This is a genomic window from Mycobacterium sp. 1245111.1 (assembly GCF_001673405.1).
GTDB lineage: Bacteria > Actinomycetota > Actinomycetes > Mycobacteriales > Mycobacteriaceae > Mycobacterium.
Window position 1 is genome coordinate 16887 of record NZ_LZLV01000005.1, and the last position, 11621, is coordinate 28507.

The 11621-nt window shown below is 69.0% G+C and carries 12 protein-coding genes; 3 read left to right on the forward strand and 9 right to left on the reverse strand.

Annotated features, from left to right (window positions below; translation table 11 throughout):
* Window positions 1–696 (reverse strand): demethylmenaquinone methyltransferase, encoded by a 696-nt coding sequence (locus A5658_RS01335; protein WP_067330086.1) that lies wholly within the window; start codon window positions 694–696, stop codon window positions 1–3.
* Between the two features lie 58 nt (window positions 697–754).
* On the opposite strand from A5658_RS01335, the gene A5658_RS01340 reads away from it, so the two are divergent.
* The gene (locus tag A5658_RS01340) at window positions 755–1579 is read left to right on the forward strand and encodes an SDR family oxidoreductase (RefSeq protein WP_067330258.1); all 825 of its coding nucleotides are present in this window, start codon (window positions 755–757) and stop codon (window positions 1577–1579) included.
* A 1-nt stretch (window position 1580) separates the two neighbouring features.
* Here A5658_RS01340 and A5658_RS01345 read toward each other — a convergent pair whose 3' ends face one another.
* The gene (locus A5658_RS01345; protein ID WP_067330089.1) at window positions 1581–2735 is read right to left on the reverse strand and encodes a glycosyltransferase family 1 protein; all 1155 of its coding nucleotides are present in this window, start codon (window positions 2733–2735) and stop codon (window positions 1581–1583) included.
* Window positions 2736–2820: 85 nt separating this feature from the next.
* Between A5658_RS01345 and A5658_RS01350 the strand changes: the two genes are divergently transcribed.
* Complete coding sequence (locus A5658_RS01350; RefSeq protein ID WP_067330092.1) at window positions 2821–3450, forward strand: thioredoxin domain-containing protein; 630 nt, start codon at window positions 2821–2823, stop codon at window positions 3448–3450.
* Here the strand turns inward: A5658_RS01350 and A5658_RS01355 are convergent.
* The 3 genes from A5658_RS01355 to A5658_RS01365 are packed head-to-tail and all read right to left on the reverse strand — an operon-like array spanning window position 3414 to window position 6391.
* Window positions 3414–3935: a DUF3592 domain-containing protein gene (locus A5658_RS01355; protein ID WP_067330261.1), complete on the reverse strand. Its 522-nt coding sequence runs from the start codon at window positions 3933–3935 to the stop codon at window positions 3414–3416. The genes A5658_RS01350 and A5658_RS01355 overlap by 37 nt on opposite strands.
* Before the next feature lie 17 nt (window positions 3936–3952).
* Complete coding sequence (menD, locus tag A5658_RS01360) at window positions 3953–5581, reverse strand: 2-succinyl-5-enolpyruvyl-6-hydroxy-3-cyclohexene-1-carboxylic-acid synthase (RefSeq protein ID WP_067330094.1); 1629 nt, start codon at window positions 5579–5581, stop codon at window positions 3953–3955.
* A gap of 21 nt (window positions 5582–5602) precedes the next feature.
* The gene (locus A5658_RS01365) at window positions 5603–6391 is read right to left on the reverse strand and encodes an alpha/beta fold hydrolase (RefSeq protein WP_067330097.1); all 789 of its coding nucleotides are present in this window, start codon (window positions 6389–6391) and stop codon (window positions 5603–5605) included.
* 91 nt (window positions 6392–6482) lie between these two features.
* On the opposite strand from A5658_RS01365, the gene A5658_RS01370 reads away from it, so the two are divergent.
* Window positions 6483–7310, forward strand: a complete 828-nt coding sequence (locus A5658_RS01370) for an alpha/beta fold hydrolase (protein WP_067330100.1) — start codon at window positions 6483–6485, stop codon at window positions 7308–7310.
* Here A5658_RS01370 and A5658_RS01375 read toward each other — a convergent pair.
* From A5658_RS01375 to A5658_RS01390, 4 genes are read right to left on the reverse strand one after another with little or no spacing between them, the layout of a single operon-like run.
* Window positions 7307–8026 (reverse strand): DJ-1/PfpI family protein, encoded by a 720-nt coding sequence (locus tag A5658_RS01375; RefSeq protein ID WP_067330103.1) that lies wholly within the window; start codon window positions 8024–8026, stop codon window positions 7307–7309. The two genes, A5658_RS01370 and A5658_RS01375, sit on opposite strands and share 4 nt — an antisense overlap.
* Complete coding sequence (locus tag A5658_RS01380) at window positions 8023–8982, reverse strand: GlxA family transcriptional regulator (RefSeq protein ID WP_067330106.1); 960 nt, start codon at window positions 8980–8982, stop codon at window positions 8023–8025. The genes A5658_RS01375 and A5658_RS01380 overlap by 4 nt, the downstream gene beginning before the upstream one ends.
* Window positions 8983–9037: 55 nt before the next feature.
* Window positions 9038–9988, reverse strand: coding sequence for an o-succinylbenzoate synthase (locus tag A5658_RS01385; protein ID WP_067330110.1), 951 nt, complete (start codon window positions 9986–9988; stop codon window positions 9038–9040).
* A complete protein-coding gene (locus tag A5658_RS01390) occupies window positions 9985–11589 on the reverse strand; it encodes an amidohydrolase (RefSeq protein WP_067330114.1) in 1605 nt (534 codons plus the stop codon). Before A5658_RS01390 ends, A5658_RS01385 begins: the two co-directional genes overlap by 4 nt.
* Window positions 11590–11621: the final 32 nt, after the last annotated feature.

Consider the following 11621-nt stretch of genomic DNA (forward strand, 5'->3'; position numbering starts at 1 on the left):
CTATTTCTCGCGCGCCTTGTACGCGGCGTGCAGCGCGACGATGCCGCCGGTCAGGTTACGCCAGCGCACCGCCGACCACCCGGCGGCCGATATCTGGTGTGCCAGATCGGACTGGTCGGGCCACGCTCGAATCGATTCCGCCAGGTAGACATAGGCTTCCGGGTTGCTCGACACCGCGCGGGCCACCCTCGGCAGGGCCTGCATGAGGTATTCCTTGTAGACGGTGGCGAACAGCCGGCTGGTGGGCGTGGAGAACTCGCACACCACCAATCGCCCACCGGGACGCGTGACCCGGGCCATCTCACGCAGCGCCTCGTCGCGTTGCGCGACGTTGCGCAGGCCGAAGCTGATGGTTACCGCGTCAAACACGTTGTCGCCGAAGGGCAGACGGGTTGCATCGCCGGCGACCTTGGGAACCATCCGGGCGTGCCCGGCGCCGAGCATCCCGACGGAGAAGTCGGTCGCTACGCACCATGCCCCGGAGGTGGCCAGCTCGACCGTCGAGACCGCGGTGCCGGCGGCCAGGTCGAGCACCTTCTCTCCCGGGCCGATGTCGAGTGCCTTGCGGGTGGCGCGACGCCAATATCTGTCCTGCCCGAGGGACAGCACGGTGTTGGTGATGTCGTAGCGGCGCGCGACACCGTCGAACATCGACGCCACCTCACGGGGGTCTTTGTCCAGCGTCGCGCGATTCACATCGTCGAACCTACCGTTTGCGGGGAATGCGCCGTCGACGAGTGCGTTGCACAACGGCGTGACAGAAAAAGTTTGGTTCATCACCGGTACATCACGTGGCTTCGGACGGGAATGGGCGATCGCGGCCCTGGAGCGGGGCGACAAGGTCGCCGCGACCGCGCGGGACACCTCGACGCTGGCCGACCTGGTCGACAAGTTCGGCGACGCGATCTTGCCGCTGCAGCTGGACGTCACCGACCGCGCCGCCGACTTCGCCGCGGTCAAGCAGGCCCACGAGCGCTTCGGCCGCCTCGACGTCGTCGTCAACAACGCCGGCTACGGGCAGTTCGGCTTCGTCGAGGAGCTGTCCGAGCAAGACGCCCGCGACCAGATCGAGACCAACGTGTTCGGCGCGCTGTGGGTCACCCAGGCCGCGTTGCCGTACCTGCGGGCTCAGCGCAGCGGCCACATCATCCAGGTGTCGTCGATCGGCGGCATCACGGCGTTCGCCGGCGTCGGCATGTACCACGCCTCGAAGTGGGCGCTGGAGGGCTTCTCGCAGTCGCTGGCGCAGGAGGTCGAGTCGTTCGGTGTGCACGTCACGCTGATCGAGCCGGCCGGGTTTTCCACCGACTGGTCGGGCTCGTCGTCGCGGCGGGCCGAGGAGCTGCCGGACTACGCCGAGGTTCACCGGGCGACGGAGGAGGTCCGCCGCACGCGGTGGGCCGAACCGGGCGACCCGAAGGCGTCGGCGGCCGCCGTCTTGAAGGTCGTCGACGCCGAGCAGCCCCCGCTGCGAGTCTTTTTCGGCACCGCCCCGCTGGAGTTGGCCAAGGCCGACTACGAGCAGCGGCTACGTACCTGGGAGGAATGGCAGCCGGTCGCCGAGTTGGCGCAGGGCTGAGTTACTCGCCCTGCGCGTGCCGGCGGCGCTCCATGCGCGCGCGGGCGATCGGCGACAGCACGGCCTCGTAATGGCCCAGTAGCTCGTCGCAGATGGCGGGCCAGCTGCGTTCGAGGATGCTCTTGCGGGCGGCCACCGAGTAGCGCTGGCGCTCGTCGACCAGATGCGCGACGGCCTGCGGCAGCTGTGCCTCGAATTCCTTGACGGGCAACAGCAATCCGGTGCGGTACGGCGTCACCAGGTCGCGGGGCCCGCCCGCGTCGGGGGCGATCACCGGCAGCCCGGAGGCCAGCGCCTCCTGCACCACCTGGCAGAACGTTTCGTGCTCGCCGGCGTGGACGAAGACGTCCATGCTGGCGTACGCGGTGGCGAGCTCTTCGCCGTACAGGGCGCCGGTGAAAACGGCTGTGGGCATTGCCGATTGCAGCTTGGCCCGGTCGACGCCATCGCCGACGATGACCACCTGGACGTCGCCGGCGGCGGCCAGCGCGGTGAGCCGCTCGACGTGCTTCTCGGGGGCCAGCCGGCCCACAAACCCGACGACCGGCTTGCCATCCGGCGACCAGTGTCGCCGCAGCGCCTCGTCGCGGGCCGATGGTGCGTAACCGATCATGTCGACGCCGCGCGCCCACTTGTGTACCCGTGGAATGCCATGCGCGACAAGTGATTCCATCGTCGCGGTGGACGGCGCCAGGGTACGGTCGGCAAGCTTGTGCAGGTGCCGGAACCACGCCCAGGCCGCCCGCTCGGTGGGTCCGATGCCATAGCTGGCCGCGAAGCCCGGCACGTCGGTCTGGTACACCGCGACGGTCGGCACCCCGAGCCGTCGAGCCGCCTTCACCCCACCCCAGCCGAGCAGGGCCGGCGACGCCAGATGCACGACGTCGGGCTCGAATCCGCGCATCACCCGCAGAATCCGCGGCAGCGGCAGACCCAACGGCAGGGTGGTCACCTTCGGGAACATCCAGGACGGCACCCGGTGCACCCGGATCCCGTCGTAGATGCGATCCGCGGGTGCCTCGCCGGGCGGGGTGTCGGGCGCGATCACGAGCGCTTCGTGCCCGGTGCGGCGCAGATGCTCGAGTGTTCGGACGACGGAATTACTCACGCCGTTGACGTGCGGGAGAAAGGATTCCGCGACAATCGCTACGCGCACACCATCACGGTGGCAGCGTCGCCTGTCGATATGGTTACCGACTGGCGTACGCGACACGAACTCTGACACAAAGGGGACTCCCACAATGCGGTCCTACCTGGGCGTATTGGCAACGGCGCTGGTATTGGTGATGTTCACCACCGGTACCGCGCATGCCGACGTGCCGCGAACCCTCGACGGCAACGGCGTGCTGGTCGGATCGTGGTTTGCCCCGGTGCAGTTGGAGATTTTCTGCGAACCGCAATGCCCGTACTGCGCGGAGCTGGAATCGACCGACGGCGACAAGCTGGCCGCCGCGCTCGCCAGTGGCCGGCTGGCGATCACGTACCGGTGGCTGACGTTCCTGAACGCCCGGCATCACAACGAGGTGTCCACCCGACTGGTCAACGCGCTGTTCCTGGCCGCCGACCCGGCCACGTCGCCGACCGCGTATCAGGCCTTCGTGCAAGACCTCTACCGCCACCAGAGCCACGACGGGCCCACACCAGATGCCGTCGCGTCGATGGCCCGCGAGACTGGGCTGCCCGACGTGGTGGCCGATCGAATCGCGGCCGGCGACGATGCGGTGGACGCCATCGCAGTGGGCGACGCCAACAAGGCGCGCCTCCACGACGAGAACACGACCGACCCGGGCACCCCGACGATCTACAACCTGAACACCAGAAGCGTTGTCGACACTCAAGATCCGGGCTGGCTCGACGCGCTGACCAGTTGACGGTCCAGCCGCTTGTCCACCCAGGCCAGGCCGGTCAGGGCCGCGGCCGCGATCAACCAGCCGAACACCGCGATGGAGCCCGCCGGGATGATCGCCAACTTGGCGTTACGGTGTTGCACCCGAACCAGATTGGGGTTGCGCTTGTCGTACTCGACGTAAATCCGCATGCCCGTTGCCAATTCGGACGGATACAGCACGCCGAGCTCGGGCCGATACGTGACCCGGTCCGGGGTGACGAACTCGATGGTCGAGCGACGCGGACCCGCGTCGAGCACCTCGGCCTCCGCGACACCCATGTTGTGGGTAATCGCAAAGTCGTCCCGCACCGCACCGGCCACCAATAACACCGACTGCAACGTCACCAGTCCGGCGACGATCAGCACCGTGATACGCCCCAGGCGCACCACGTGATGCCCAGTGGTGTTGGGGAATTCACCGTCGCGACCGTGGATCAGCACCCGGGCCCACGTTCTCAGCACGGCCAAGGCGCCGGCCGGTCGCGTCACAGAGCGGCCTTGATCGCGGCGTGCAATTGCCGCAACGACGACCGGTCCGCCTTGACCTCCAGCACCCGCATGCCGTCGGCCGGCTCGTCGAGGGCCGCACCGAGGTCGTCGAGCTCGATCTGGCGGCTGTCGATGTGGTACGCGCGGCACAGTGCGCCGACGTCGACGTCGTGCGGGGTACCGAACACGCGCGCGGACACGTCGGAGAATCGCGGGTCGCCTTGCTCGAGCAATTCGAAGATGCCGCCGCCGTTGTCGTTGGACACGACGATGGTCAGGTCGGCGGGAACTGGCTCGGTCGGCCCGATCAGCAGGCCGGAGCTGTCGTGGACGAAGGTCAGGTCGCCGATCAACGCGATGGTCCGGCCGCCGGTCGGGTCGTGCGCGAGCGCCGCCCCGATCGCGGTGGACACCGTGCCGTCGATGCCGGCGACGCCGCGGTTGGACCGGACCTTCACGCCATGTGGATTCAGTCCGACCAAAGCGACGTCGCGGACCGGGTTGGACGCGCCGAGCACCAGCTGGTCGCCGGGGCGCAGCGCGTCGACGACGGCCGCGGCCACGTGCAGCCCGGTGGTCAGTGGGTGCGCCGCGAGCTGCTCACGTACCGCGGCGACGGCGTGGCGGTTGAGTTCGGCACACCGGCTCAGCCAGGCCGGATTCGGCTCGCCGGTGGTGACGGCCCGGGTGCCGGTGGCCTGCGAGTTGCCCGAGACGTCGGGCCAGCGCGGCCCGGTGGTCAGCGCGTACACCGGCACCGACGGGTCGGCCAGCAGCGTCGACACCGGCCGGTGCAGGGTGGGCCGACCCAGCATGATCACCTGCTGTGGGCGCAGCCCCGGCAGCGTGAGCGGATGCAGCGGGTTGGCGGCCGGCGGTGCGGTGGGCTCGGCGACGGTCGGAAGCGCGGCCAGTTCCGGTCGCTCGCCGGCGCCGTGGCCGGCGATCACGACAGTGTTCAGGCTCAGGTCGATGTCCAGCGGCTGGTCGAAGGTGACCGCCGGCGTGTAGGTCCACGGCCTGTTACCCGGCCGCCCCGGCGGGATCGGCCCAGGCTCGGGGTCGGGCACCAGCGGCTCGCGCAGCGGGATGTCGAATTGCACCGGCCCGGCGTTGGCGCTGCGCTCACCGGTGGCGGCCACCAGCACGCGGCAGGTGGCGGAACGCCAGGTCGCGTTCAACGCCTCCATCCGCTCGGGAGCGTCCTCGGCCAGGCCGAGGCTGATCGTGGCGCGGACTTGGGTGCCGAAGTAGCCCAGCTGTTCCATGGTCTGGTTGGCGCCGGTGCCCAGCATCTCGTAGGGACGGTTGGCCGACAGCACGATCAGCGGTACCCGCGCATAGTTCGCCTCGACGACGGCCGGGCCGAGGTTGGCGACCGCGGTGCCGGAGGTCATCGCGACGCAGACCGGCTCGCCCGCGGCAATCGCCAGCCCGAGGGCCAGGAATCCTGCGGTCCGCTCGTCGATGCGGACGTGCAGCCGCAATCGGCCGTCGCGGTCGGCGTCCTGCAGCGCGAACGCCAGCGGGGCGTTGCGCGAGCCCGGGCACAACACCACGTCGCGGACACCGCCGCGAATCAGTTCGTCGACGACGACGCGGGCCTGTGCCGTCGAGGGATTCACCAGACCAGCCTAGCTATCAGGTCAGAACCCCATGCTGGTGAAGAACTTCAGCATCGCGGCGTTGACCGCTTCGGGCCGCTCCAGGAACCCGAGATGCCCGGTGTCGGCGATCAGCTGGTACTTGGCGCCGGGGATCGCGTCGGCCACCTCTTTGCCCAGATGCGGCGGCGTCACCACGTCGTCGGCGAATCCGATGACCAGCGTCGGCGTGTGGATGCCGCCGTAAGAGGGCAGGTGGTTGCCCTGTGGCGAGATCCAGCCCTGGCGTACCAGGCCCGGCGTGATCTTGATCGGCCAGATGGTGAACATGCTGATCCACTCGGCGACGGCCTCGTCGTTGCTCAGCGTCTTGGGTGAAAAGCTCTCCAGCAAACGGATTTTCGCGTCGTAGGAGGTCGGGATCTGCACGCCGGAGGCGGCCAGTTCGTCTTCGGCGGTGCGAAAGAAGTCGCGCGCTTTGTCCAGTCGGCCCCGGGTGGCCATCAACACCGCCTGGGTCACCAGCTCCGGGCGGGCCAGCATCAGCTCCTGGGCGATGAAAGACCCCATCGACACCCCCACGATGCGCACCGGCCCGACGCCGAGCGACTCGATCAGCGCCGCGGTGTCGGCGACCATGCTCTCGGTGGTGAACTGGTCGGCGCTCGCCGTCGCGCCCACCCCGCGGTTGTCGAACGTGATGACGCGGTAGCCGGCGTCCAGAAACGGGTTGACCTGATGCAGATGCCAGGTGCGTCCCAGACCGCCGCGACCGGCGATGAAGAGGACGGGCTCCCCCGTCCCGTTGTCGTCATAAGCCAGGTTGATCACGACGACGAACCTACGCGACAGCCAGGCGTTGGCAGTATTTGGCAGCCCACGGCGTCGCGCTGGCAGCGGGGTTGGCGTTTGACTGGGAACCATGACTCAACTGGCGCTCAAGCAGGCAACCATCGAATATCGCGAGTACGGGCCGCAGGATTCGGCGCATCCGCCGGTGTTCTTCGTCCACGGCGTTCTGGTCGACGGCGAACTGTGGCACGAGGTCGCCGAGAAGCTGGGCCGCCTGGGTTACCGCTGCATCGTGCCGACCCTGCCGCTGGGCTCACACACGATCCCGGTGACCGACGCCGCGGCGCTGTCGCTGCAGGGCGTCGCCGGGATCGTCAACGACGCAATCGAGGCCCTCGACCTGACCGACGTGACACTGGTCGGCAGCGACACCGGCGGTGGCATCTGCCAACTCGCGGTCGACGCCCGCTCGGACCGGATCGGCCGACTGGTGCTGACCAACTGCGATGCCTTCGACCAGTGCCCGCCGTTCCCGTTCGACAGGGTGTTCGGCCTGCTACGCGGGCCGATCTCGATCAAGGCGATGATGGAGCCGATGCGGCTGGCGGCGCTGCGCAACTCGGCCGCCGGCTTCGGCCTGTTGATCAGGCGCCCCGACAAGCGAGTGACGCTTCAGTGGATCAGGCCCTGCCTCAACGACTCTCGCATCCGCCGCGACCTCGCAACGCTCTTGCGCGACATCGCGGTCGCCGACCTCACCGACGTGGCAAACCGGCTGACGCGGTTCGACAAGCCGGTCACGCTGGTCTGGGGTCAGGGTGATGTGGTGTTCAAGCCGAAGCTGGGACGGCGGCTGGCGGCGGTGTTCAGCAACGCCAAGCTGATCGAGGTGCCGGATGCCCGCACGTTCGTCTCGCTGGACGAGCCCGACGCGGTGATCGACGCAATCGCCGCCTAGCGACGGGCTTTGGATCGCACCGCGCCCAGCGCGCGATCCCACAACAACTGCGCGCCGGCGGACAGCGTTGCCGGTATCGCGACGTCCCGGGCAAGCAGGGCGGTGGCGGTCGCCTTGGTTTTCGCCGACGCCTTCGACATGTGGCCGGAGTCGAACGGCGGTTGCGGGTCGTATTCGATCCCCAGCTGGATGGCCTTCGCGCGGTCTTCGCCCGCGATCTGGCCGGCCAGCCACAACGCCAGGTCGATGCCGGCCGACACCCCGGCGCTGCTGACGATGCTCCCTTCGTGCACCACCCGCTCGTCGCCAACGGCGTTGACGCCCAACGTTTTCAGCAGGGACAGCACGCCCCAGTGCGAGGTGGCGCGCTTGCCGTCGAGCAGGCCGGCGGCGGCCAGGATCAGCGAGCCCGAGCACACCGACGCCGTCCAGGTCGCGGTCTGGTGTGCGCTACGCACCCAGTCCAGCAGTTTCTCGTCGCGGGCATGCTCGACGGTGGTCAGGCCGCCCGGCACCAAAATCACATCCGGCGAAGGGGTTTCGTCGAAGGTGTGGGTGGCTCCGATGACCAGGGCGGCGGAGTCGGCGGTGATCGGGCCGGGCTGGTGCCACAGGAAGCGGACCTCGGCGTCGGGCAACCGGTGCAGCACTTCGTAGGGGCCGATGAAGTCCAGCGCGGTGAAACCCGGGTAGACGACGATCGCGATCTGGGTCATGCGAATGCCTTTCGGTATTGGTCGGGTGAGACGCCGACACGTCGAATGAAGTTGCGGCGCATGGTTTCCGCGGTGCCGAAGCCACAACGGGTGGCGATGGTCGTCACGGTGTCGTCGGTCTGCTCGAGTTCACGGCGCGCCGCTTCGGTGCGGACCCGCTCGACGTAGGCGCCCGGCGCCTCGCCGACTTCGTCGGTGAACACCCGGGTGAAGTGCCGTGGGCTCATCGCGGCGAGGCGAGCCAGATCGGTAATGCTATGCGCACCACCGGGTTCGGACTCGACCGCCTCCTGGACGGCACGGATCGGCTCGCGTTTGGCGCGGGCCACCCAGACCGGGGCCGCGAATTGGGTCTGCCCGCCGGGCCGGCGCAGGTGCAGCACCAGCCAGCGCGCGACTGTCTGAGCGACCTCGGTGCCGTCGTCCTCTTCGACCAGTGCCAGCGCCAGGTCGATGCCCGCGGTCACTCCGGCAGCCGTCCACATCGTCGGGGAACTGTGAACGTAGATCGGATCCGGATCGACGTCGATCGCGGGGAATTCGCGGGCCAACCGGTCGGCCGACCCCCAGTGGGTGGTGACGCGGCAACCGTCGAGCAGACCCGCCTGCGCGGCCAGGAAGGCGCCCGTACACACGGTCACGACGCGGCGGACATGCGGCGCCGTCGCGACGATCCAGTCGACGATTCTCGTGTCGGCGCGGGCGTCGTGCACGCCGGCGCCGCCGGGCAGCACCAGTGCGTCGACGGAGTCCTCGACGTCGGCAAGGGGAACGGTCGCCAACGTCACGCCGGAGCTCGACGTCACCGGCTGCCCGTCGACCGAGGCGATCACCGGCTGGTATCCGTCGAGGCCTTTGGCCGCCAGCACCAGCGACGCCGTCGCGAAAACCTCCAGCGGCCCCACCAGGTCGAGCGTCTGCATGCCGGGAAAGGCGAGGAAAAGCACCGTACGCATGGAATCAAGTGTTGGGGATCAGAACCCATGTCGTCTACGCCATGCACCCCACAAATTAGGCCATCAGGGGGTAGCAGGCCCTGACCCGGTCGATCCACCACTGCCGACGGTCCACCGACGCGGCCAACGCCTGCAGCCGGGCCGGGTCGGGTGTCACCGGCCCGACCGGCAGATAGCCGTCGACGGCGACGACCGGTTCGGTGATGTCCTCGACGAACAACCGGCCGGTGCCCAGGCCGCAGGCGTGGTCGAGACGCGGCAGGGCCGAGGCCGCGGCCAACCCGGTCGCGATGCCCACCGCCGAGTCCAGTGCACTGGAGATCACGACGGGAATGTCGATCTGGCCGGCAATCGTCAGTAGCGCCGAAATACCGCCCAGCGGAGCCACTTTCAGCACCGCGATGTCGGCGGCGCCGGCGCGGACGACGGCCAACGGGTCACCGGCTTTGCGGATGCTCTCGTCCGCGGCGATCGGCACGTCGACCTGGCGGCGGACCTGCGCCAGTTCGTCGACGGTGGCACAGGGCTGCTCGATGTATTCAAGCGGGCCAAGGGCTTTCGCGGCGTCAATGGCCTGCGGAGGAGTCCAGGCACCGTTGGCGTCGACCCGCACGGTCGGCACCAGGGCACGGACCGCGTCGACGCGGGCGACGTCGTCGTCGAGCGTCTGACCCGGTTCGGCGACCTTGACCTTCGCCGTCCGCGCGCCGGGGAAGCGGGCCAGGATTTCGGGCACCTGCCCGGCCGGGACGGCCGGAACGGTGGCGTTGACGTCGATGCGCGTCCGCAGCGGCGGCGGGGGCATGCGGTAGGCCGAGTCGAGGGCGGCGGCCAGCCAGTGCGCGGCCTCGGCGTGGTCGTATTCGAGGAAGGCGCCGAATTCGCCCCAACCGGCCGGCCCGTCGATCAGCGCGAGTTCGCGAGTGGTGATGCCGCGGAAGCGAACTCGCATCGGCAGCGACACGACGTGCAGCCGGTCGAGCACGTCGTCGAGGGTGGCGGTCATGGCGCGTAGACCGGGCGGCCGGCCAGGAACGTCGCCCGGACCTCCAGCCCGGCGATGTCCTCCGGCGGCACCGTGCGCGGATCTGCCGACAGCACAACCAGATCCGCGTACTTTCCGACCTCCAACGAGCCGATGATGTCGTCGGCGAACAGCTGCCACGCCGCGTCGATGGTCTGCGCCCGGATCGCCTGCTCGACGGTCAGCCGCTCCTCGGGGCCAAGCACCCGACCGCTCGGCGCTTTGCGGGTGACGGCCACGCTGATGTTGCGCAGCGGCTCCTCCGGCGTCACCGGCGGGTCGTTGTGCAGCGAAATCCGCATGCCCGTCGCCACAGCGGAACCTGCTGGCATCCAACGGTTTCCGCGTTCGGGGCCGAACAGCCCGTCGACGATGACGTCGCCCCAGTAGTGGATCTGGTCGACGAAGATGCTGCAGGTGACGCCGAGATCGTGGGCCCGCTGCAACTGCTCGGGCCGGATCGCGCCGACATGCTCGAGCCTTAGCCGGTGGTCGTCGCGCGGATTGCGCCGTAAAGCCTCCTCGTAGACGTCCAGAATGGTGTCGACGCCGGCGTCACCCTGCACGTGACAGGCCATCGGCCAGCCCAACGGGAAGTAGGCGCCGACGATCTCGGTGAGCTGTTCGCGGGTGTAGTTCGCGCACCCGCACGACCCCGGCGTCACGCCGATCGTCCGCGTCGCGGCGGTGTCGAGGTACGGGAACGACAGGTCGATGTTGCCGATCCACGGCGAGCCGTCGACCCAGATCTTGATGCCGACCTGACGCAGTATGTCGTCGCCCTCGCCGGGCGTGGCATCGGTCGTCATCTGAGGGTTGGACATCTCGTAGGTCCGCAACCGCACGGTGAGCGCCTGGCGCAGGCCCTCGACGAGGGGCCGCAGCGAGGGATCGAACGCCATCTCCGAGCAGGTGGTCAGCCCGGCCCGGTTGAGTCGGCCGCACTCGGCCAGCAGCATCGCCGGGTAGTCGCTCGGCGAGATCGCGCCGTTGAGCAGCGGGAACACCGCGCCGGTTTCCTCTGCCGTGCCGTCGAGGTCACCGCCGGCGTCGCGACCGTACTTGGCGCCCTTCGGGTCGGCGGTGTCGCGGCCGAGGCCGGCGCGCTGGGCGGCCCGCGAATTGAAGTAGGCCTTGTGGCCGGAGTTGTGGATGATCACCAGGGGGTTGTCGGGCGCGATCTCGTTCAGCCAGGCCAGCGTCGGCTCGGGCAAGCCGTCCTGCAGCAGCGGATCCCACCCGTTGAGGTAGGCGCCGTCGGCTCCGCGGCGGGCCACTTCACCGCGGATGACCTCGACCACCTGGTCGGCGTCGCGCATGGTGACCGGCCGGATGTCGACCAGCCGATCGGACAACGCGATGGCTTCCATCAGTGGATGTCCGTGCGCCTCAACGAAACCCGGCATCACGCAGCCGTCGCCGATATCGATCGTCTGGGTCGAAGCACCGATAAACCCGGCCACGTCGGCGCGGTCACCGACGGCGACGATCCGGCCGTCGACCACGGCCAGCGCCTCGGCGGTGGGCCGGGCGTCATCGACGGTCAGGACGGTTCCGTACATGACGACATCTGCGGCTGCCATGCCCACGAATGCTAGTGATCCTCGGAGTATCC